Raw genomic sequence first — 21,958 nt, 5'->3', positions numbered from 1 at the left:
TCTGACATCCTGAGACGCCGGGCAAAGGTGTTTGAGACCTCGCACCGACCGCTTCGATCCACACGACCAGATCATCCAAAGGACGCCCCCAATGTGCGCCGAAACACCTGATTACAAAGACACGCTGAACCTGCCCAAAACCGATTTCCCCATGCGCGCTGGCCTGCCCAAGCGCGAACCCGCATGGCTGGAGCGTTGGGAAACCATCGGCGTCTATGACCGCCTGCGCGAGAAGGAAGGCCGCACGCCCTTTACTTTGCACGATGGCCCTCCCTACGCGAACGGCCATCTGCATATCGGACACGCGCTGAATAAAACCATCAAGGACATGATCGTGCGGAGCCATCAGATGATGGGCCACGACGCGCGTTATGTTCCCGGCTGGGACTGCCACGGCTTGCCCATCGAGTGGAAGATCGAAGAGCAATACCGCAAGAAGGGCAAGAACAAGGACGAGGTGAACGTCGTCGATTTCCGTCAGGAATGCCGCAAGTTCGCCGAAGGCTGGATCGATATCCAGCGCGACGAGTTCAAGCGCCTTGGCATCACTGGCAACTGGGCCGATCCCTATATCACCATGGACTATCACGCCGAGGCCGTGATCGCCGATGAGTTCATGAAGTTCCTGATGAACGGTACGCTCTATCAGGGGTCCAAACCCGTGATGTGGTCGCCGGTGGAAAAGACCGCTCTGGCAGAGGCCGAGGTCGAGTATCACGACAAGGAAAGCTTCACCATCTGGGTGAAGTTCAAGGTCGTGAATGCGGGTGATCTGGATGATGCGTTTGTGGTGATCTGGACGACGACTCCATGGACCATGCCATCGAACAAGGCGGTCGTGTACGGCAAGGATATCTCGTATGGCCTCTACGAAGTCGTCGGAGCGCCCGAGGAATGCTGGGCCGCTGTGGGTGACAAGTTCCTGCTGGCCGATAATCTGGCTGCTGATGTGCTAGGCCGTGCCCGTTTGAACGACGACCAGTGGACCCGTGTCCGCGACGTGACCGCGGATGAGCTGGCAGGTGTGCAACTGACCCACCCGCTGGCCGGGGCCGAGGGCGGCAATGGCGAATGGGACGACATCCGCGACTTCCGCGCCGCTGAGTTTGTGACCGATACTGAAGGTACGGGGTTCGTCCACTGCGCGCCGTCCCACGGTATGGAAGAATTTGAGCTGTACCGCGATCTGGGCATGCTCGAGCAGGTCATCACCTATAACGTGATGGACGACGGCTCGTTCCGTGCCGATCTGCCTTTCTTTGGCGGCAAATACATTCTGTCCCGCAAAGGTGGCGAAGGTGATGCAAACAAAGCCGTCATCGACAAGCTGGCAGAGGTCGGTGGGCTGCTGGCGCGCGGCAAGATCAAGCACAGCTATCCGCATTCGTGGCGCTCGAAGGCTCCGATCATCTATCGCAACACGCCGCAGTGGTTTGCATCCGTGGACCGCAAGCTGGACGATGGCATGGGAGAGATGGGCGACACCATCCGCGAACGCGCCCTGCGCTCGATTGATGAACTGGTGAAATGGACCCCGCAGACGGGCCGTAACCGCCTGTATTCCATGATCGAAGCGCGCCCGGACTGGGTTCTGTCCCGCCAGCGCGCCTGGGGTGTTCCTCTGACCTGTTTCACCAAGAAGGGCGCCCTGCCCACCGACGCGGACTACCTGCTGCGTAACGCCGATCTGAACGCGCGCATCAAGGCTGCGTTCGAAGAAAACGGTGCGGATATCTGGTACACCGATGGGTTCAAGGAACAGATGCTAGACGGCATCGCCAACCCGGATGACTACGATCAGGTGTTCGACGTGCTGGACGTTTGGTTCGACTCTGGCTCGACTCACGCCTTTGTTCTGCGCGACCGCGAGGACGGGACCGAGGATGGTATCGCCGACGTTTATATGGAAGGCACCGACCAGCATCGCGGGTGGTTCCATTCGTCCATGCTGCAGGCTTGTGGCACTAAGGGCCGTGCGCCCTATCGCAACGTGGTGACTCATGGCTTTACGCTGGATGCCAAGGGCAACAAGATGTCCAAATCGCTGGGCAATACCATCGTGCCGGAAGAGGTCATCAAGCAATACGGTGCCGATATCCTGCGTCTTTGGGTGGCCCAGACCGACTATACCGCCGACCAGCGGATCGGGCCTGAGATCCTGAAAGGCACTGCCGACAGTTATCGCCGTTTGCGCAACACGATGCGGTTCATGCTGGGATCGCTGGCGGATTTCACTGAAGCCGACCGGGTTGAACCGCAAGACATGCCGCGCCTGGAGCGCTGGGTGCTGAGCCGTCTGGCCGATCTGGATGAACAGGTCCGTAAGGGCTATGCCGCCTTCGATTTCCAGGGCGTGTTCAGCGCCGTGTTCACCTTTGCCACGGTCGATTTGTCCTCGTTCTATTTCGACGTGCGCAAGGATGCGCTCTATTGCGATGGCGACAACCTGCGCCGCCGCGCCGCGCGAACTGTGCTGGACATCCTGTTCCACCGCCTGACCACATGGCTGGCCCCGGTTCTGGTCTTCACCATGGAAGAGGTCTGGCTGGAGCGGTTCCCGGGCGATGACAGTTCGGTCCATCTTGTGGATTTCCCGGACACGCCCGCCGATTGGCGACATGCCGAGCTTGAGGCCGCCATGGCCAAGGTGCGCCGCGTGCGCCGTGCCGTCACCGCAGCGTTGGAAATCCAGCGTCAGGACAAAGTGATCGGTTCCAGCCTTGAGGCTGCTCCGATTGTGTATGTCGAGGATCAGGAAACCCGCGATCTGCTGGCCACGTTTGATGTAGACGACATGTGCATCACCTCAGGCCTGACAGTCAGTGGTGATCCTGCGCCGGCAGAGGCTTTCCGTGTGCCCGAGATCGAGGGCGTTGCGGTGGTGTTTGAAAAGGCCGAAGGCGAGAAATGTCAGCGGTGCTGGAAGATCTTGCCGGATGTGGGTCTTCATGCCCATGCGGGTGTCTGCGGTCGCTGTGACGAGGCGTTGGCGTAACGTCTCTGGCTTTGGAGTTTTGCGAGGCTCTGCCTCGCGCTCCGAGGTATTTATGGCCAGATGAAGGGGCGGATCGCTCTGATTGGGGTTGCGGGTTTGGCGAAACATCTGCAACCCTTTTTCTATGCCGATGATTGCCGTTGATACTCAGTTTGGCCGCCTTGGGGTTGAGGAAACCGATGGGGCGCTGACGCGTCTGGTTTGGGACGGGGTGGATGACGGGCCGGTCACGCCTTTGTTGCGTGAGGCTGCGGCGCAATTGCGGGCCTATGACCGGGGGCAGTTGGACCGGTTTGATCTGCCATACCACATCGCCGGATCGAAGTTTCAGCGGCAGGTTTGCGACCTGATGTTTGCCATTCCGCTGGGTGAAACGCGGACCTATGGCGAGATCGCCAAAGAGCTGGGCCAGCCGCCGCAACCCGTAGGACAAGCCTGCGGAGCCAATCCAATTCCCGTTATCATCCCGTGCCATCGGGTGTTGGCGGCAAACGGGCTGGGCGGGTTCTCGGGCGAGGGCGGTGTGGAGACCAAGGTCGCCTTACTGCGACACGAACGGGCGGCGGGTTTGCTGATCTGAGGAGCGGATTTCTGTTGCAATCCCGTTGCTTGAAGCTCAATTTATCTCATATTGAGAACTCAAGGGATCAAAGATCATGACAGCTCATACAGACCCTGCCGCTCGTAAGAAGGCCATTATTGACCGCCTGATGTCGTTGGAAGAACAGGAACTGGCAACCGCTCAGGCCCATTACGATGCGTTCATGAAAGAGTCGCAGCTGGATGATCGCGAAGGACATGACAAGGACGACATTGCGGCCTCTCGGGAAAGTGCGGATCTGGCGGCGGCGTTTGATGCGCCGGTTCAGGCGCATCACGCCAAGATCGACGTGATCGAGAACACCGATTTCAGTGTGACTGATACGGTCAAGCCCGGAGCAGTGGTCAAGTTCAACAATAGGCGCTTTGTCGTCTGTGTATCGACCACGCGGTTCGAGGTTGAGGGCAAGACCTATATGGGCATCTCAACCCAAAGCCCGATTTATCTAACGATGACGGGGCTGCAAGAAGGCGACGTTTTCACCCATAACGGCACCGAGTTCGAGGTGCAGGAGGTTCTTTAACTTTTGCGCTGGGGGATCACCTGCTGGGCGATCCCTGCAAACACCAGGTAGAGGCTGGTGATAACGAGCCCCCAGTGTGCCCAGCTTTCGGGGTGGAAATCGACCCAGGCGGCCCAGCCTGCGAAGAATGTCCAGGCAAGCGCCATCGGCAGGGTCAAATTGCGCCAGCGCTCGGTGCGGACGGGGTGGACGAATTTCAGCGGTAGGAACATCGCCAGCGACAGCAGCGAGACCAGCAGCAGGATCACCCAGAAATTCGGCTCGAGCGCGAAGATCACGATGACGAACATATTCCAGCAGCCGGGAAAGCCGGAGAACGAGTTATCCTTGGTCTTCATCCGCGTATCCGCGAAATACATGGCGCTGGCAAAGGTGATGACGATGATGGCGAACCAGCCGGTCCAACCGTCCATCAGTCCGGATTTAAACAGGGCGAAGGCGGGGATGAAAACATATGTCAGGTAATCGATGATCAGATCTAGCAGAACACCATCGAATTCAGGCGCATTGTGCTTGACGTGGTAATGCCGCGCCAAAGGGCCGTCGATTCCATCCACGATGAAAGACACAACCAGCCACAGATACATCAGGCTCCACTTTTCCTCGACGGCGGCCAGCATGGCGAGCATGGCAAAAACTGCACCGGTTGCAGTGAAAAGATGAACGGATAGAGCTTTGAATCTGAGTGTCATTCGCGTGTCATGTACGAAGCGTGCCAAAGATGCAAAGCAAAAAGCCGGGACATGCGAAAATGCATTGCGTCACGCCTTGGGATGGGTGCGGTCGTACACCTCCATCAGACGGGTTGTGTCGACGGCGGTATAGGCCTGTGTGGTTGAAAGTGAGGCATGACCCAGCAATTCTTGTATCGCGCGCAGGTCCCCTCCAGCGGACAAAAGGTGGGTTGCAAAGCTGTGCCGCATGGCGTGTGGGGTCGCTGTAGCAGGAAGCCCAAGTTGCTGACGGGCTTTTGCCATAACCGCCTGAATGGCGCGAGGGTTCAGCGCGCCACCCCGCACACCGCGAAACAGAGGTTTGTCTTTGGCCAGCGGATGCGGACACAGGGTCGCGTAACGATCGACGGCCGCCCCTGCGGCAGGCAAGACCGGCACGATCCGTTCTTTGTTGCCTTTGCCGACGATTCGCAGCGATTGGGGTAGAGGAGCGTCGGCACCAGTCAGGGAAAGGGCTTCGGAAATCCGTAGGCCGCAGCCATAAAGCAAGGTGACTACGGCCGCATCGCGGGCCGAAATCCAATCGCTGGTCGATTGCAGCTCGACTGTTTCTATCAAGGCGAGGGCGGCGTCTTCGACCACGGGGCGGGGTAGCTTTTGGGTGAATTTGGGGGCACGCGTTGACAAAACGGCTGTCGGCTCGAACCCTTCCCGTTCCGCCAGCCAGCGATAAAAGGTTTTAACTGCAGATAGCTTGCGCGCCAAGGACCTTGCGCCGACGCCGGAACTGCGCTGATCGGCCATCCAGGCGCGCATGTCGGATACTGTAATTCGCGCCAAAGCGGCCAGCCCCTGGCGTTCGCTGTGGTGCAGAGTCATGAACGACAAGAATTCGGCCACGTCGCTGCGATAGGCGGCCTGCGTATTTTCCGAGCGCCCGGACAGGGCCACAAGTCCCTCAAGCCAATGCTGCAACGCGTCGCGGCAGGCCGGAGAGATCAGGCTCATGACAGCCAGTTGCGCATTGAACGTTCGAACACGCCGGCGAAAAAGGTCAGCAGATCTGTTCCCAGTTGCGGAGTGAAATGGTTGGGGTCCTTCGCGCTCATGATAATCATGCCCGGCAGGCGACCCTCGCCAAGATCCAGTCTCATGCACGCCTCAGAGCGCAGGTGGTCGGCTTGCTCGCCGAATATGCGGTGGGTGGGATGAATGACTTCACGTAACACGACCTCACGTGCGGGGCCGCTGCGGTCGAATGTCAGGTAGTTGTCGACAAAACCGGGTTCGACAACGGCCAATGCACCGCCCAGTTTCTCGATAGCCGGGTCTTGCTGCAGGGCAGTGGTTTCCAGCACCAGAGTGATGCGATCAACGCGCAATATCTCGGCCACATCCGTACCGAGCGTGCGCAGGAAGTCTTCGAACCCTGTGGGCTCCAGCAGGCGCAAGATTGCGCGGTGGACCTGATTGGTGCCTGCAAGGTTTTCGTAAGCGGCGGCGATCACCGAACGGTGCGTGTCTTCAAGCCGATCCAGTCGTGCTTCGAGACGTTGCATGGCGATGCCACGCAGGTCGATGATGTTGTCTCCGCGCGCCCGTTCGTTGGCGGCGACAAGCGCCTGCATCAGGTCCTTGTCGTCGAGAACTGCGTCAGGCTCGGCCAGAATCGCCTCGCGGAGAGTGTCCTTGAGTTTGGTATTGCTGCTCATGTCCCGTCCGGTCTTTTTTATGTTTTGCCGCCTTATAGCACGGCTGGACCGATTTGCCTTGGGAAAAGTGAGCTTGCGGAAGGATTTCCCGTCTTTTGCGCAACGGAGGCCTCTCCCGCCTGCAAGACCCTGATCTGCGATCAGGGCTGGCAGTTGAGCCGGGCGCGGTGCCTTGCAGCACCGCGCGGCAGCTTCAGGGGTCAGAGGATTTTCTGACCGGTCTTGGCCCAGTCGGCCAGGAAGGTTTCAAGCCCCTTGTCGGTCAGCGGGTGATCGGCCAGTTTCTTGATTACGGCAGGCGGAGCGGTGATCACGTCGGCGCCGATGCGGGCGCTGTCTGTTACGTGGTTCACGGTGCGGATGGACGCGGCCAGAATTTCGGTCTCGAACCCGTAATTGTCATAGATCTGGCGGATATCGGCGATCAGGTCCATGCCGTCGAGGTTGATGTCGTCCAGACGTCCGATGAAGGGCGAGATGAAGGTCGCACCTGCCTTGGCGGCGAGCAGCGCCTGATTGGCCGAAAAGCAGAGCGTCACGTTGACCATCTGGCCTTCGTCAGAAAGGGTTTTACAGGTTTTCAGCCCTGCCCATGTCAGCGGAACTTTCACGGCGATGTTCGGCGCGATCTGGGCCAGCTTGCGGCCTTCGGCGATCATGTCGTCGGCTTCGGTGGCGACGACTTCGGCGGATACGGGGCCGTCGACCAGATCACAGATCTCTTTGGTGACTTCCAGAATGTCACGACCTGATTTCAGGATCAGCGAGGGGTTGGTGGTCACACCGTCCACCATGCCCAGATCGTTCAGTTCGGCGATGGCGTCGATCTCGGCTGTGTCTACGAAGAATTTCATGAGGGCAGTCCTTTGATGGGTTGGCCTTGGTCGCGGATGGCTTTACCCCAATAACACCGATGCTGAAACCCCCGACCCGAGGAGATGCGGTGAGCGCGCAGGAGTATTTCGACCAGGGTGAGCTGGTGGCTGTGCTGACCACACAGCCCTTGGACCGGACGCTGGATTATAAAGCGCCCGAGGGCGGGTGTTTTCTGGGCGCGTTTGTCGAGGTGCCGCTGGGCCCGCGCAAGGTACTGGGTGTGGTTTGGGGGCCGGGGCAGGGCGGTTTTGATCTGGCCAAGGCGCGATCCGTGATCCGTGTGCTTGAGGTCGCGCCGATGCGCGAAGAGATGCGTCTGTTTCTGGGCAAGGTGGCCGATTATACGCTGACACCGATGCCTGCGATGCTGCGGCTGGCAACCCGCGCGCCGGGGTTGGGCGATCCGCCGTCGATGCGAAAAATCTATCGTTTGGGTGATGCCGAACCCGACCGTATGACCGACGCGCGGACCCGAGTGCTTGAGGTGCTGCGCGAATACGGAGGGTTGGCGTTCACGTTGAAGGAACTAGCCGAGCAGGCGGGGGTGACGTCCTCGGTCGTCAAGGGGTTGGTCAAGCAAGGCGCGGTGCGCGAGGAAGACAGCCCACGTGATTTGCCCTATCCCCGGCTGGATCCGGACTTGCCGGGCAAGACGCTGACCGGGGATCAGGCCGACGCTGTCGCGCGCTTGCAGGCCGGGCAACGGTCCGGCGACTATGGCACGACACTGCTGAAGGGTGTCACCGGCTCGGGCAAGACCGAGGTTTACCTAGAGGCCGTCGCCGAAGCTCTGCGCATGGGGCGGCAGGCGCTGGTTCTGTTGCCCGAGATCGCCCTGACCGCCGAATTCCTGACGCGGGTCGAGGCGCGGTTCGGCGCGCGGCCTGCCGAATGGCACTCGGGTGCCACCATGACCGAGCGCCGCCGGGTCTGGCGCATGGTCGGGCAGGGGGAAGCGCAACTGGTCGTCGGCGCGCGCTCGGCGCTGTTTCTTCCGTTCCGCGATCTGGGGTTGGTGGTGGTCGATGAAGAACACGACACCTCTTATAAACAGGAAGACGGCGTGCATTACAGCGCGCGGGATATGGCGGTGCTGCGATCCTCGATCTGCGGGGGACGCGTGATTCTGGCCAGCGCGACGCCGTCGTTGGAAAGCTGGGCCAATGCCGAGGCCGGAAAATATGAGCGGCTGGACCTGACCTCGCGCTTTGGGGCGGCAGTGCTGCCCGAGATGAAGCCCATCGACATGCGGGCCGAGCAGATGCAGCCGGGGACGTGGACTTCGCCGTCGCTGCGGCAGGCAGTGCGGCAACGGATCGAACGCGGGGAACAGTCACTGCTGTTCATCAACCGCCGTGGCTATGCGCCAGTGACGCTGTGCCGGGCGTGCGGCGAACAAATTGCCTGTGATCATTGCGATGCGCGGATGGTGGAACACCGGTTCCTTAAACGCCTGATGTGCCACCAATGCGGTGAGACCAAGCCGATGCCCGACACCTGCCCGTCCTGCGGGGTCGAAGGCAAGCTTGCTCCGGTTGGTCCGGGGATCGAACGGCTGGCCGAAGAGGCGGAGGCGACCTTCCCCGAGGCCAAGATCGCAATGCTCAGTTCCGATCTGTTCGGTTCGGCCCGCGCGCTGAAGGCCAAGATCGAAGAGATTGCCGAGGGCGACGCGGATATTGTCATCGGCACGCAGCTGGTGGCCAAGGGGCACAACTTTCCCAAGCTGACGCTGGTCGGGGTGATTGATGCCGACCTGTCGCTGCACGGGGCCGACCTGCGGGCAGCGGAGCGCACATTCCAGCTTATGCGGCAGGTTGCAGGCCGGGCGGGACGGGCGGATAAGCCGGGGCAGGCGCTGTTGCAGACGTTTCAGCCTGAACACCCGGTGATCCGCGCCATTCTGTCAGGCGATGAAGAAGGGTTCTGGAAGGCCGAGGCCGCCGGGCGTCAGGCCGCAGGCGTCCCGCCCTATGGGCGCATGGCCGGGATCGTGCTGTCCGGGCCCGAGGTCGGTCCGGTTTTCGACATCGGCAACGCGATGGCACGCAACGATGCGCCGCTACGCGCCATAGATGCCCAAGTCTTCGGACCTGCGCCCGCGCCAATAGCACGAATACGCGGGCGGCACCGTGTACGCCTGCTGGTCAAAGCCCCCAAAGGCGCGCCGATTCAGGATGCTATCGCCCGCTGGATTGCGCCCCTGCGTCTGAAGGGCGATATCCGCCTGACCGTCGATATCGACCCGCAGAGTTTTTACTGACCTCTGCACCGGTGCAGACCGCCTGTGCGTCTGCCCCCTCGCCAAACCGAAAAAATGAGCGTAGAGCGGTGTCATGCTGAAACCCATGCCGCTCTCTGATGCGCAGAGCCTTCCGTTCTGGCGCCGTCCCATAACGCTCTTGTTCATGATGGCGTTGATGATGCCCATTGCGTTCAACGCGTGGAGCGCGCTGCTGAACAATTTCGTCATCGAAGTGGCGAATTTCGACGGAGCGGATATTGGTCTGCTGCACACCGTTCGCGAAATTCCGGGCTTTCTGGCCGTTGGTGTGATTGCGGTGATCATCTTTATCCGCGAGCAAGTGCTGGCGATGATCTCGCTAATGATGCTGGGCGTTGCGACGGCGATCACGGCGTGGTTCCCCAGCCTTGGCGGGCTGCTGTTTGTGACCTTGTTCAGCTCGATCGGGTTTCACTATTACGAGACGGTAAACCAGTCGCTGCAGCTGCAATGGTTGCCCAAGGATCGCGCACCGCAGGTGTTGGGCTGGCTGGTCGCGATGGGCTCAGCGGCGACAGCAGTGGTGTACGGTTTGATCGTACTGACATGGGACCGGTTCGATCTGTCCTATAACTTCGTCTTCATGGCGGCGGGCGGCGTGACGGCCCTGTTGGCGCTGTTCTGCCTGCTGGCTTACCCGCAATTCGATGCGCCAACGCCGCAGACCAAGAAACTGATCCTGCGCAAACGCTATTGGCTGTATTACGCCCTGCAATTCATGGCCGGTGCCCGGCGGCAGATCTTTGTCGTCTTCGCAGGCTTCATGATGGTCGAGAAATTTGGGTTCGAGGTGCATGAGCTAACCAGCCTCTATCTGATCAATCTGGTGATCAACATGGCCGCCGCTCCGATGCTGGGCAAAGCCGTGTCCGTGTTCGGCGAGCGCCGCACGCTGATCTTTGAATATGCCGGTCTGGCCATCGTGTTCGCGGCCTATGGCGGTATCTACTGGTTCGGCTGGGGCGTGGTGCTGGCCGCGATCCTTTATGTGATTGACCATGTGCTGTTCGCGCTGGCGCTGGCGCTGAAAACCTATTTCCAGAAAATCGCCGACCCTGCCGATATCGCACCAACCGCAGCCGTGGCGTTCACGATCAACCACATTGCCGCTGTATTCTTGCCTGCGTTGCTGGGTTTGCTGTGGGTGGTCTCGCCCGGCGCGGTGTTTACGCTGGCGGCAGCGATGGCGATGATCTCGCTGGCCTTGTCGTTGCTGATCCCGCGCCACCCCGAGCCGGGCAATGAAACCATCCTGTCAAAATACGCTCCGGCCCCTGCGGAATAAGCCAGCGCTTGACCTTGCCTGCCCGGCGGCCTAGGCGCAGGGGAAACCCAAACAGGAGGCCCCCATGCCCACATTCACTGCGCTGACCACTCTGATGGGCAAGAAAGCCGCCGAAGGCTTGGGCGAAGCAATGGAGCGTCTGGAGCCGGAACCCACCGGCGTTGGTGTGTTCGAGGTCGAGGACGGCTCGGGCCTGTGGGAAGTTGGTGGCTATTTCACCGAAACCCCGGATGAAACCGCGCTGGCCGTTCTGACCGCCGCGTTCGAGGCCAAACCCTTTGTCGTCTCGGAACTGCCCGAAACCGATTGGGTCGCTCATGTGCGCCGCGAACTCGCCCCGGTAGAGGCCGGGCGCTTCTTTGTCTATGGCAGCCACGACGCGGACAAACTGCCCGAAGGCCGCATACCTTTGCTGATCGAGGCCGCGATGGCTTTTGGCACCGGGCACCACGGGACGACGCTGGGGTGCCTAAAGGCGCTGGATCATCTGCTGAATGAGGGGTTCGAGGCGACGAAGGTGGCCGATATCGGCTGCGGCACCGCTGTTCTGGCCATGGCCGCAGCGCGGGTCTGGCGGGGTGATATCATCGCCAGCGATATTGATCAGGTGGCCGTCGATGTGGCCGAGGCGAACCTGAAAGCTAATGGCATGGCCGGACAGGTGCAGTGTGTCGAGGCGGCGGGGTTCGACCATCCCGACCTGAAAGCGCATGCGCCCTACGATCTGATTTTTGCCAACATCCTGAAAGGCCCTCTAGTCGCGTTGGCACCCGAGATCGGGGCGAATCTGAACGCTGGCGGGTATGCGATTCTATCTGGAATCCTGAACGAACAGGCCGATGATGTGGTCTCGGTTTATTCTCAAAACGAGTTAAATCTTACCCAAATATCCCGGATTGGCGAGTGGACGACGCTAATCTTAAGCAAACAGGGCTAAATTCGGGCCATTTACAGGAGTTTTGTGGATTCCTGCCACTTTTTTGGCGCAATCTCTTTTTACCGTTCAAGCATAGATATCGGGGGCGGTTTGTGGAGGCTGCCATGACTGGAAAACAACTGGAATTTGATCAGCGCATTCATCGCCTGAACAAAAAGCACGCAAAACTCAGCCGAGGCTATCGCGCGACGATGCGCAAAGATGGTCTTGTAGTAATGAGGCCGCAGCGTGTTCAGTCGGCTGTGCCGTTCAAAGTTCTTGTGATGGCTTTTTTGGGCTTTATCGCATTCAAAACTTTCTTGCTTACGAGCTTAGGTTCTGGCGGGTATCAGTATCGCGTGGACAGCCTTGCCGAAGGCACTCAGGTCGAAAAAGCTGGTGCGTGGATCATGCAGATTGATCCGCTTTCTTCGTTTCTCTCAACTCAGGTCGCCAAATATTTGCCCTGAGTTTCGTCTGCTCTGACGAAAAACGCCGCGCATAGATGAATGCGCGGCGTTCTTCTTTGCCCCCGAGGGAGAAAGGGGCTTGTGAGTGGTGGGGGTGTGCTAATCCCTACCGGCGGCCTTCTGCCACGACGTCGATGTCGCCCCGGCACAGACCGATATCTTCCAGTTCGCGATCTGTCAGACCGCTCAGCGCATTACGGGTCATGCGGGCGTCATTCCATTCAATAACGGCGTTTGCGGCCGATGCAAAAATTCCACCGATACGGCCAGCAGGGCCGAATGAGCCAGTGGTGGCGCGGGTGGTATCCAGTGCAGCCATATCCTGTTTCCTTCTGGTTAGAGTTCCATGAGTGTCATTCGATTTGACGGGCATTTAGGGATGTCGTTCTGACACTGCAAGTGATGAAAACGCATGTGTCCTATGCGTTTTTTGCAAGTCTCGGAATTTGTGAAAACCCCTTAATATTATGGCCATTTTACGGTCATAAAACATGTCGAAAACAGGCTTTCCGCTGTCGTAAATTGACTGATTTGTCGGTGGCGAAACAGGTCTGTCGTTTTTAGCCCGCCCGTCAATTCGCTTGGAAAATGTTCACGCTTCGTGCTAACCCGTAAGAAAGATCACAAAAACCCGAGCAGGCTGGGGCACAACATGCGGATTTTGGGCATTGATCCGGGGCTACGAACCCTGGGATGGGGCGTCATCGAATCGCATGGCAGCCGCCTGAGCCATGTGGCCAACGGGCTGTGCAAATCGGATGGGGATGATTTGGGTGAGCGGCTGTTGTCTCTGCACAACCAGATTGTCGAGGTAATCGCCGAACACGCACCCGATCAAGCCGCGATCGAGCAGACTTTCGTGAACAAGGATGGCGCTGGAACGCTGAAACTGGGTCAGGCGCGCGGGGTTGCGCTGCTTACTTTGGCGCAGGCGGGGTTGCCGGTAGGGGAATACGCGCCGAACCGAGTTAAGAAAACGGTGGTAGGTGTCGGGCACGCCGAGAAAGAGCAGGTCTTGCACATGGTAAAGCTGCAGCTGCCTGGGTGTCAGCCCAAAGGCGCGGATGCGGCAGATGCGCTGGCGATTGCGATCTGTCATTCCTACTACGGCACGGCGCCGCAGGCGCGGATGAAAGAGGTACGGGCATGATCGGAAAACTCACAGGGCGGCTGGATTACCGCGCGGCGGATCACATCCTGATCGACGTGCGCGGAGTTGGGTATATCGTCTATTGCTCGGACCGGACCATGGCGGCGCTGCCGGGCGTGGGTGAGGCGGTCTCGATCTATACCGACATGGTGGTGCGTGAAGACCTGATGCAGTTGTATGGGTTCTTGTCTTTGGTCGAAAAGGAATGGCATCGGCTGCTGTGTTCCGTTCAGGGCGTGGGGGCCAAAGTGTCTTTGGCGATCTTGTCGGCGCTTGGCCCAGATGGCGTCAGCCGCGCGATTGCCTTGGGCGATTGGGGCGCGGTCAAGGCGGCCAAGGGCGTGGGGCCGAAGACGGCGCAGCGCATCGTTCTGGACCTGAAAGACAAAGCGCCGGGTGTGATGGCCATGGGCGGCACCGTGACCGAGGCGATGGATGGCCCTGTGCTGGAAACGGTCGAATTGGTTGAGTCCGAGCCTGCGCCGAAACGCGCGGCGAAACCGGCCTCGGGCAATGCGGCGGCCTCGGCTGGTGCGTTGTCGGCGCTGTCCAATCTGGGGTACGGCCCGTCCGAGGCGGCCTCGGCCGTGGCTGAAGCTGCGGCCAGCCTGCCGGATGCGGGCGAGGCCGAGTTGATCCGGGCGGCGTTGAAACTGCTGGCTCCGAAAGGCTGAATGAATGACTGACGCCGATCCAACCCTGCGCCCTGACCCTTTGCCCGAGGATAACGATCGCGCCCTGCGTCCTCAGGGATTGGATGAATTCATCGGTCAGGCCGAAGCACGCGCCAACCTACGCATCTTCATCCAATCGGCCCGTCAGCGGGGCGAGGCGATGGACCATACGCTGTTTCATGGCCCTCCGGGCCTTGGCAAGACAACGCTGGCGCAGATCATGGCGCGCGAGCTGGGGGTGAATTTCCGCATGACCTCTGGCCCGGTGCTAGCCAAAGCGGGCGATCTGGCGGCGATCCTGACCAATTTGGAATCGCGCGACGTGTTGTTCATCGACGAGATTCACCGGCTGAACCCCGCCGTCGAAGAAGTGCTGTACCCGGCGATGGAGGATTTCGAGCTGGATCTGGTGATCGGCGAAGGCCCCGCCGCGCGCACCGTACGGATTGAGCTGCAGCCCTTTACGCTGGTCGGCGCGACCACGCGGATGGGTCTGCTGACCACGCCCTTGCGCGACCGTTTCGGCATTCCGACAAGGCTGCAATTCTACACCGTCGATGAACTGCACGAGATCGTCACCCGTAATGCCCGCAAGCTGGGCGCCCCAGCGGATGAAGCAGGCGCGCGTGAAATCGCGCGCCGGTCGCGTGGCACGCCGCGCATCGCGGGGCGGCTGCTGCGTCGGGTGGTGGATTTCGCCATCGTCGAAGGCGACGGGCGGATCACGCAGGAACTGGCCGATGGCGCTCTGACCCGTTTGGGCGTCGACAATCTGGGTCTGGACGGTGCGGATCGGCGCTATCTCAAGCTGATTGCCGAAAATTACGCTGGGGGACCGGTGGGGATCGAAACGCTCTCGGCGGCGCTGTCGGAAAGTCGGGATTCGTTGGAAGAGGTGATCGAGCCATACCTGTTGCAGCAGGGTCTGATCCAACGAACGCCCCGTGGGCGGATGCTGGCGCAAAAGGCGTGGACGCATCTGGGTATGGCCGCGCCCAAGGGGCAAAGCGATCTGTTTGGTTGAAGCCTGAGACCAGAACTTTTATGGGTGCGCCATGGCAGCCACCCAGTGTCGAGGATTGCGTGTGACCCCTGAAGACATACAAACCCTGTTCACCCGCGAATGCGGAGAGTTCCTGTTCGCCCGCTGGGGACGCCCAATCGTCCCGATCGTTTTTGGGGTGCAGGACGGTACGCTCGCCACCGTCAAAGGCGCGTTTGAGGCGGTTGTAACCTTGGCCGGGCACAAGATGGCAGAAACCGACCCCGAGTTGGGCGCAAACTGCATGGTCTTCTTTTTCCGCGACTGGAAGGAGTTGCTGGAGGTTCCCGATCTGGACCGCCTCATCCCCGACCTTGCGCCTTTGGTGGATCGACTGGTCGCGGCAGATGCCAATCAATACCGCGTTTTCCGGTTCGAAGAGGATGGTGCAATTCGGGCGGCGTTTGTCTTTCTGCGCATGGACAATGAGCTGTCGCAAGTTCCGGCTGAAACCCTGGCGCTTAGCCAGGTGGTGCAGACAATATTGCTTTGGTCTGACACCGCTTTTCGGGCGCAATCACCGTTGGCTGTGGCCGGTGAAACAACAGTTTTGCGCCCCGATGTCGCCGCGTTGATCCGGGCCGCTTACGACCCCGTGCTGCCAGGGGCAACGCAGGATTCTGCACATGCTTTACGATTGTTCGCGCGTCTGCAGGCAAGCCACTAAGTCGAACCTCAAGGGGTTTTGCTGTGGAACGTTGACAGCAACGCAGCCTCGTCGGTGTAAAAGGCTTCCTTTCCCACCAGATCGGTGACGCCGTACCTGTCCAGTTCCGCGCGCACCTTTGGTGAGATAAGCAAGAACACCAACCGAATGCCCTGTGCGTCCAGCATCCGGTACATGTCGCGCAACGTGAAACCGGCGGAGAAGTCCACGTCATCTACGGCGGATGCTTCAAGGCAGAACCAGCGTATATCGTTTTGTGGGTCCGAAGTGATCGCCCGGATCTCATCTGCAAGCCGTTGCGTGTTTGCATAATACAGGCTGTGGGAAAAACGATAGATCACCAGTCCGGGGTCAAACTGGTTGGGGGGCGCGATGGATTTGGCGCGCCAGCCTTCGCCTGTTTTATTGCGCACGATCACGGTGTTTCTGGGGTGATAGCCGCGTCGCGTATGGTCGATCAGGGATAGGGCCATCGCCAGAATGATCCCTTGTTCGACTCCAACCAGCACCACAACTGCAGCGGTTGCCACTGCGATCCAGAATTCGGACCGTGCCTGGCGATAGATCGCAATCAGACCCTTTACGTCGATCAGTTTAAGTCCGATCAGAAACACGATGGCAGAGAGTGCGGCGTTAGGCAGATACGCCAGGGGACCGGTCAGGAACAGAATGACAATAAGCACGATCAGCACGGTGGTCAGCTGCGCAATCTGACTGCGCCCACCCGCGCTTGCGACCATTTCGGTTTTTGTGGGGCTACCGTTAACCACAAAAGTCCCGCTGAACGCAGCGCCAATATTGGCCAGACTCAACCCGATCAAATCAGTGTTTTCGTTGAAGCGCTCATCATACCGGGCAGCGTATGCGCGCGAGGTTGCTGCGCTTTGTGCCAGGATGACAATAAAGATCGAAATGGCCGTCGGCAGCAATTGTTTGAACAGGTTCCAGCTCCAGTCGACGTTTGGAATGGACAAGGATGGCAAACCGCTGGGGACAGGGCCAAGCACTGCAATTCCTGATGCACTGAGTTGAAACGCCCAACTGCACAGGATGACGCCGATAATGGCGATCAAAGGCCCCGGAATTTTGTTCGACAAGCGTTTGCAGCCGACGACGATGACTAGAACAGCGGCGGATACCAGTAGCGTACCGGAATTGATCTGATCAATCTGTTGCACGGTAGCTGCCAGCTTTGCGATTGTGCCATGTTCGGAAGTCTCGATCCCCAATAAGCCGGGAAGTTCACCACACGCGACCTGGATACCGACGCCGGTAAGGAATCCAACAAGCACCGTTCTGGACAAGAAATCCGCAAGAAAACCTAAGCCGATAACTCGGGCAACTATCAGCAATACCCCGGCCATCAACGCCAGGAGTGAGGCAAGGGCCAGATATTCGTTGGATCCCGAAGCCGCCATGCCCGCCAGCGCCGAAGCCGTAATTGCCGCCGTCGCTGAATCTGCGCCCACGACCAAGTGCCGCGAAGATCCGAAGATCGCGAACAGCGCCATCGGGATGAGGATAGTGTACAGGCCAGTCACGACCGGAGTGCCTGCGATTTTGGTGTATCCCATCACCTCAGGGATCGCTAGGCAGGCAAAAGTCAGGCCCGCCAGAACCTCGGCTGGCAGTCTGGACAGGTTCAGCGGCAGAATGCCCTGAAAGATCGGTAGCGCCCTGTTTTCTCGGCCTTTACCTGCCACGTTGCCCCCTATGCGATGCCGGTTCCTTGAGTGAAAGTGTATCGGGAGGAGCGTTGGAATACGAGCGTCTGTACCTGATCACGAAAATTAACAGGTCTTGGGGATTGCAGGTGGCACGGCGGACATGCATCTGTTTGGAATAGGGGATGCCCCGTTTGTTCAGAAGTCCTTATGTGGCCGGAATTCAGATCATGACCCAAGATTCAGACGCGTTGAAAAAGCACATTTTCCCGATCCGGGTTTATTATGAAGACACCGATATGGGCGGCGTGGTCTACCACGCGAACTATCTGAAATACATCGAACGTGCCCGGTCAGACTATGTACGCAATATTGGTAACGACCAGAACGCGATGCGGGATGCTGGCATCGTCTGGGTCGTGCGAAAAATCGAAGCTGAATACCTGGCCACAGCCAAATTCGATGATGAACTGCAGATCGAAACCTGGATCACAGCACTTTCGGGTGCCAGATTAACGATGGCACAGCGCGTGACGCGAGGGGAAACCGAGGTATTCACTGCCTCGGTCACGGCAGTTTGCATGAATGGGCAGGGCAAACCGGTGCGTCTTCCGGCAGAGATTCGCGCATTGATGTAACAATTTTGACCGCCCGGGTGGTTCTGTTGGCTTTTCATACCCAACTGCGTTAGCGTTCATCAAAACAAGGCCAAAGAAACGGCCGTCAGGCAAAAACTAAAGAGCAGGTTCATGGAAGCTGAAACGCTGGCGCTGGCGCAGGAGATCGACTTCTCCATGTGGGGGCTGTATGCCCGCGCGACCTTTATCGTAAAATTGGTGATGCTGATGCTGATCGGTGCGTCGGTTTGGTCTTGGGGGATTATCATTCAGAAAATCATCAACTATCGGGCCGCCCGGCGCGAGGCGCAGGTGTTTGATGAGGCGTTCTGGTCCGGAAACCCCCTGGATGAGTTGTTCGAACAGATCGGCACACAGCCTGACGGCAGTTCGGAAAAGATTTTCGCCTCGGGTATGATCGAGTGGCGTCGCTCGCACCGTACAGATGGTGGGTTGATTGCCGGCGCAACGGCCCGGATCGACCGGTCGATGGATGTTGCCATCGCGAAAGAGGCTGAGACTCTGCAAAAGGGTCTGCCTGTCTTGGCAACGGTAGGTTCGACCGCACCTTTTATCGGCCTGTTCGGAACTGTTTGGGGCATCATGAACGCCTTTATCGAGATTGCCGAACAACAAAACACCAATCTGGCGGTTGTGGCCCCCGGTATCGCCGAGGCTTTGCTGGCGACTGGTCTGGGCCTGTTAGCCGCGATCCCGGCGGTGATTTTCTACAACAAACTTAGCGCGGATAGTGATCGGATCGTGGGCGGTTACGAGGCGTTTGCCGACGAGTTCGCCACCATCCTGTCGCGACAGTTGGACAGCTAAGATGGGTGCGGCGGTTCAGCAAAGCTCGGGCGGGAATGGGCGCAGACGCGGACGGCGTCGCGGTCGTGCGCAGCCCATGGCCGAGATTAACGTGACCCCGTTTGTGGACGTCATGCTGGTGCTGCTGATCATCTTCATGGTGGCCGCACCTTTGTTGACAGTCGGGGTGCCGGTGGATCTGCCCAAGACGGCGGCAAGCGCATTGCCCGGTGACAACGAAGAACCCTTGACCGTAACGCTGACCGCCGATGGGCAAGTGCAGATCCAGACCACTGACATTCAGCGTGAAGAATTGATTGGCAGATTGCGCGCCATCGCGTCCGAGCGCAGCAGTGACCGCGTGTTCTTGCGGGCGGATGGCTCGATCCCCTATGCGCAGGTGATGCAGGTAATGGGTGCCTTGAATGCGGGTGGGTTTTCCAATGTCGGTCTTGTGACTGACACCGGCGGTCCGACGCTTGACGAAGGTGGAGAGTGAGGCGGCACGGTGGATACCGGCACCAAGATCTCGGCGATTGCCCATGTCGGTCTGATCGGATGGGCCTTGTTCGGCGGCACGTTCCGGTCCGAACCCTTGCCTATGGCCGTACAGGATGTCTCTGTGATTTCGGCTGAGCAATTTGCGGCAATGACCGCCCAACGGGACGCGCCCGAAGTGGCCACCCCGGCCGCTTTGCAGCAACCCGAAGCTCCGGTCGAAGATGCAACGCCCCCCGCACAGGTCGAAGAAGAGCAGCCGGTGCCAGAGGTGTCGGAACCGGCTGAGCCGGAGCCTGATACGGTTCCCGAAGCGGTTGAGCCCCCTCCTGAACCAGTTGTGATAGAACAACCCCCGACGCTTGAGCCTCCCGAGCCGGACGTAGTTGCCTTGCCAACACCGCCGGGACCCGAAGCACAGCCGCGCCCTGCGGACAGGGTTGCGCCCGAGCCCGTCGCGCCGCCTCCGCCTGAGGCCGCACCGGATGATATCGAAACACCCGCTGTGTCTTTGGACGAAGGCGCCGAGGTTCAGCAGGAACAGCAGGATCAAACCGCCCCCGAAGAGGCGACGGATGAGATCGTGACCGAGGCCGAGGAAGCCAAGGAATACGCGCCCCGCAGTTCTCCGCGGCCACAGGTTCGGCCAAACCGACCGACCCCTCCGGCGCAGCCCGAGGTGGCGGAAGCGCCTGAAGCCAAGCCCGAGACGCCTGCACCCCAGCCTGCGGATGAAAGCGCCATCGAGGATGCGTTGGCTGAAGCGTTGGGGCAGGGCAACGAACCCTCGGGCCCGCCACTGACCAGCGGTGAGAAAGATGCGATGCGTTTGGCAGTGTCCAAGTGTTGGAATGTAGGGTCGTTGTCGACCGACGCGTTGCAGACTGTGGTCGTCGTCGGGTTTTCACTCACGCCGGATGGCAATGTGGTGGGCGGTAGCTTGCGCCTGATCGAGAGTTCCGGCGGATCTTCCGGCGCTTCAAGACAGGCCTACGAAGCCGCCCGGCGTGCTATCTTGCGCTGTGGAGCCAGAGGATATGACCTGCCTGCTGACAAGTATGCGCATTGGCAGGATATTGAGATTACATTCAATCCCGAGAGGATGCGGATCAAATGATAAGATTTCTGACCAGCCTGTTGCTTGGCCTGACGCTTTTGACAGCGCCGGTTTATGCCCAGAACGGACCGCTGCGCTTGGAACTGGATCAGGGGATCATCGAACCCTTGCCCTTCGCGGTGCCCAGTTTCGTGCCCGACGGTCCCGCTGCGGCTCAGTACGCGCAGGATATCACGCGGGTTGTCGCAGCGGATCTCACCGGCACCGGGCTGTTCCGCGAAATCTCATCCGATGCGTTTATCAGCCAGGTCAGCAGCTTTGAAGATGCGCTGCAATTTGCCGACTGGAAGGCGATCAATGCCGAGGCACTTGTTACCGGGGCGGTGAATGTTTCGGGCAATCGGCTGACGGTCCGCTTCCGGGTCTGGGACGTTTTTTCCGGGCAGGAGCTTGGTAACGGCTTGCAGTTCGCAGGCACTACAGATGGCTGGCGGCGCATGGCGCATAAGGTGGCCGATCAGGTCTATAGTCGCGTGACGGGTGAGGGCGGTTACTTCGACAGCCGAGTGGCCTTTGTGTCGGAAAGCGGTCCCAAGAATCAGCGGCTTAAACGTCTGGCGATCATGGACTACGATGGTGCCAACGTGCAGTACCTGACCGACAGTGCAGCCATCGTGCTGGCCCCGCGCTTTTCGCCGACGGGGGATCGGTTGCTTTATACCAGCTATGAGACGGGCCAGCCCCGCATCTATGTGCTGGATGTCGACCGCGTGCGACGCAGCGAGTTGAACACGCCCGGCGGCACCATGAGCTTTTCGCCCCGCTTTTCGCCGGATGGGCGCTCGATCGTCTATTCGCTGATACAGGGCGGCAATACGGATCTGTGGAAAATGGATCTGGCCTCGGGGCAGAGCACTCGTCTGACCAACACACCTGCGATCGAAACCGCGCCCAGCTATTCGCCGGATGGATCGCAGATTGTATTCGAAAGCGACCGGTCGGGCACGCCGCAACTGTATATCATGCCCGCGAATGGGGGAGAGGCGACGCGGATCAGCTTTGGTGCAGGCCGCTATGGCACGCCGGTCTGGTCTCCGCGCGGCGATCTGATCGCGTTTACCAAGCAGAACAAAGGCCGGTTCCATATCGGCGTGATGCGCACCGATGGCAGTGAGGAACGCCTATTGACCTCGTCCTTTCTGGACGAAGGGCCGACATGGTCGCCCAATGGTCGGGTGATCATGTTCACCCGCGAAACCCAAGGGGCGAGCGGACGGGCGACTTTGTATTCGGTGGATATCTCGGGCCGGAACCTGCGCCCGGTGCGCACGCCGGATGGCGGCAGCGATCCGTCCTGGGGGCCGTTGCAGAATTGATCGCGGGGGCGGTGGGAAAAGTTCACAAGAAACCCGCGCTGTGCTACACAGGCGGCAATAAACAGATAAA

22 protein-coding genes are annotated in these 21,958 nt (G+C 59.6%); 16 read left to right on the top strand and 6 right to left on the bottom strand.

Annotated elements, in window-relative coordinates:
- Window positions 1-91: 91 nt before the first annotated feature.
- From ileS to ABWV79_RS04715, 3 genes are all read left to right on the top strand, one after another.
- Window positions 92-2,995 (top strand): isoleucine--tRNA ligase, encoded by a 2,904-nt coding sequence (gene ileS / locus ABWV79_RS04725; RefSeq protein ID WP_353390643.1) that lies wholly within the window; start codon window positions 92-94, stop codon window positions 2,993-2,995.
- A gap of 124 nt (window positions 2,996-3,119) precedes the next feature.
- Complete coding sequence (locus ABWV79_RS04720; RefSeq protein ID WP_170354900.1) at window positions 3,120-3,575, top strand: methylated-DNA--[protein]-cysteine S-methyltransferase; 456 nt, start codon at window positions 3,120-3,122, stop codon at window positions 3,573-3,575.
- A gap of 76 nt (window positions 3,576-3,651) precedes the next feature.
- The gene (locus ABWV79_RS04715; protein WP_170354901.1) at window positions 3,652-4,119 is read left to right on the top strand and encodes a hypothetical protein; all 468 of its coding nucleotides are present in this window, start codon (window positions 3,652-3,654) and stop codon (window positions 4,117-4,119) included.
- On the opposite strand, the gene ABWV79_RS04710 is transcribed toward ABWV79_RS04715, so the two are convergent.
- The 4 genes from ABWV79_RS04710 to fsa all read right to left on the bottom strand — a co-directional run bounded on the left by ABWV79_RS04710 (window position 4,116) and on the right by fsa (window position 7,359).
- A complete protein-coding gene (locus ABWV79_RS04710; RefSeq protein ID WP_170354902.1) occupies window positions 4,116-4,811 on the bottom strand; it encodes a CDP-alcohol phosphatidyltransferase family protein in 696 nt (231 codons plus the stop codon). The genes ABWV79_RS04715 and ABWV79_RS04710 overlap by 4 nt on opposite strands.
- A gap of 69 nt (window positions 4,812-4,880) precedes the next feature.
- Window positions 4,881-5,801 (bottom strand): tyrosine recombinase XerC, encoded by a 921-nt coding sequence (locus ABWV79_RS04705; RefSeq protein WP_353390641.1) that lies wholly within the window; start codon window positions 5,799-5,801, stop codon window positions 4,881-4,883.
- Window positions 5,798-6,505: a DUF484 family protein gene (locus ABWV79_RS04700; RefSeq protein WP_170354904.1), complete on the bottom strand. Its 708-nt coding sequence runs from the start codon at window positions 6,503-6,505 to the stop codon at window positions 5,798-5,800. The genes ABWV79_RS04705 and ABWV79_RS04700 overlap by 4 nt, the downstream gene beginning before the upstream one ends.
- 200 nt (window positions 6,506-6,705) lie before the next feature.
- The gene (gene fsa / locus ABWV79_RS04695; RefSeq protein ID WP_170354905.1) at window positions 6,706-7,359 is read right to left on the bottom strand and encodes a fructose-6-phosphate aldolase; all 654 of its coding nucleotides are present in this window, start codon (window positions 7,357-7,359) and stop codon (window positions 6,706-6,708) included.
- Window positions 7,360-7,418: 59 nt separating this feature from the next.
- On the opposite strand from fsa, the gene ABWV79_RS04690 reads away from it, so the two are divergent.
- The 4 genes from ABWV79_RS04690 (at window position 7,419) to ABWV79_RS04675 (ending at window position 12,336) form a co-directional block, all read left to right on the top strand.
- Window positions 7,419-9,644, top strand: a complete 2,226-nt coding sequence (locus ABWV79_RS04690; RefSeq protein ID WP_502949843.1) for a primosomal protein N' — start codon at window positions 7,419-7,421, stop codon at window positions 9,642-9,644.
- 73 nt (window positions 9,645-9,717) lie between these two features.
- Entirely contained in the window at window positions 9,718-10,950 is a 1,233-nt protein-coding gene (locus ABWV79_RS04685; protein ID WP_170769953.1) for an MFS transporter, read from the top strand.
- Window positions 10,951-11,014: 64 nt separating this feature from the next.
- Complete coding sequence (locus tag ABWV79_RS04680) at window positions 11,015-11,887, top strand: 50S ribosomal protein L11 methyltransferase (RefSeq protein WP_353390637.1); 873 nt, start codon at window positions 11,015-11,017, stop codon at window positions 11,885-11,887.
- 104 nt (window positions 11,888-11,991) lie between these two features.
- Window positions 11,992-12,336: a hypothetical protein gene (locus ABWV79_RS04675; protein WP_170355063.1), complete on the top strand. Its 345-nt coding sequence runs from the start codon at window positions 11,992-11,994 to the stop codon at window positions 12,334-12,336.
- A 106-nt stretch (window positions 12,337-12,442) separates the two neighbouring features.
- On the opposite strand, the gene ABWV79_RS04670 is transcribed toward ABWV79_RS04675, so the two are convergent.
- Window positions 12,443-12,655 carry a DUF1127 domain-containing protein gene (locus ABWV79_RS04670; RefSeq protein WP_170753718.1) on the bottom strand — a complete coding sequence of 71 codons (213 nt, stop codon included), beginning with the start codon at window positions 12,653-12,655 and terminating at the stop codon, window positions 12,443-12,445.
- A gap of 333 nt (window positions 12,656-12,988) precedes the next feature.
- Here ABWV79_RS04670 and ruvC point away from each other — a divergent pair, with 333 nt between their 5' ends.
- Genes ruvC through ABWV79_RS04650 form a run of 4 tightly spaced genes read left to right on the top strand, consistent with a single transcriptional unit; the run spans window position 12,989 to window position 15,869 of the window.
- On the top strand, window positions 12,989-13,486 hold the full coding sequence (ruvC, locus tag ABWV79_RS04665) for a crossover junction endodeoxyribonuclease RuvC (RefSeq protein WP_170354909.1): 498 nt from the start codon (window positions 12,989-12,991) through the stop codon (window positions 13,484-13,486).
- The gene (gene ruvA / locus ABWV79_RS04660) at window positions 13,483-14,160 is read left to right on the top strand and encodes a Holliday junction branch migration protein RuvA (protein ID WP_353390635.1); all 678 of its coding nucleotides are present in this window, start codon (window positions 13,483-13,485) and stop codon (window positions 14,158-14,160) included. Before ruvC ends, ruvA begins: the two co-directional genes overlap by 4 nt.
- 4 nt (window positions 14,161-14,164) lie before the next feature.
- On the top strand, window positions 14,165-15,184 hold the full coding sequence (gene ruvB / locus ABWV79_RS04655) for a Holliday junction branch migration DNA helicase RuvB (RefSeq protein ID WP_353390634.1): 1,020 nt from the start codon (window positions 14,165-14,167) through the stop codon (window positions 15,182-15,184).
- Window positions 15,185-15,215: 31 nt separating this feature from the next.
- Window positions 15,216-15,869: a hypothetical protein gene (locus ABWV79_RS04650; protein ID WP_353390633.1), complete on the top strand. Its 654-nt coding sequence runs from the start codon at window positions 15,216-15,218 to the stop codon at window positions 15,867-15,869.
- A gap of 8 nt (window positions 15,870-15,877) precedes the next feature.
- Here the strand turns inward: ABWV79_RS04650 and ABWV79_RS04645 are convergent, their stop codons facing one another.
- Entirely contained in the window at window positions 15,878-17,572 is a 1,695-nt protein-coding gene (locus ABWV79_RS04645; protein ID WP_353390632.1) for a SulP family inorganic anion transporter, read from the bottom strand.
- Window positions 17,573-17,763: 191 nt separating this feature from the next.
- On the opposite strand from ABWV79_RS04645, the gene ybgC reads away from it, so the two are divergent.
- The 5 genes from ybgC to tolB all read left to right on the top strand — a co-directional run bounded on the left by ybgC (window position 17,764) and on the right by tolB (window position 21,888).
- Window positions 17,764-18,171 carry a tol-pal system-associated acyl-CoA thioesterase gene (ybgC, locus tag ABWV79_RS04640; RefSeq protein ID WP_170753724.1) on the top strand — a complete coding sequence of 136 codons (408 nt, stop codon included), beginning with the start codon at window positions 17,764-17,766 and terminating at the stop codon, window positions 18,169-18,171.
- 111 nt (window positions 18,172-18,282) lie between these two features.
- The gene (gene tolQ, locus ABWV79_RS04635) at window positions 18,283-18,978 is read left to right on the top strand and encodes a protein TolQ (protein ID WP_170354913.1); all 696 of its coding nucleotides are present in this window, start codon (window positions 18,283-18,285) and stop codon (window positions 18,976-18,978) included.
- 1 nt (window position 18,979) lies between these two features.
- Window positions 18,980-19,456: a protein TolR gene (gene tolR / locus ABWV79_RS04630; RefSeq protein WP_170753725.1), complete on the top strand. Its 477-nt coding sequence runs from the start codon at window positions 18,980-18,982 to the stop codon at window positions 19,454-19,456.
- A 9-nt stretch (window positions 19,457-19,465) separates the two neighbouring features.
- Complete coding sequence (tolA, locus tag ABWV79_RS04625; RefSeq protein WP_353390630.1) at window positions 19,466-20,572, top strand: cell envelope integrity protein TolA; 1,107 nt, start codon at window positions 19,466-19,468, stop codon at window positions 20,570-20,572.
- Window positions 20,569-21,888 (top strand): Tol-Pal system beta propeller repeat protein TolB, encoded by a 1,320-nt coding sequence (gene tolB, locus ABWV79_RS04620; RefSeq protein WP_353390629.1) that lies wholly within the window; start codon window positions 20,569-20,571, stop codon window positions 21,886-21,888. The genes tolA and tolB overlap by 4 nt, the downstream gene beginning before the upstream one ends.
- Window positions 21,889-21,958: the final 70 nt, after the last annotated feature.

It is taken from the genome of Ruegeria sp. HU-ET01832, from assembly GCF_040371315.1.
GTDB lineage: Bacteria > Pseudomonadota > Alphaproteobacteria > Rhodobacterales > Rhodobacteraceae > Ruegeria > Ruegeria lacuscaerulensis_A.
Note: the sequence above shows the minus strand (reverse complement) of the source record. Positions and strands in the feature narration are given on the sequence as shown.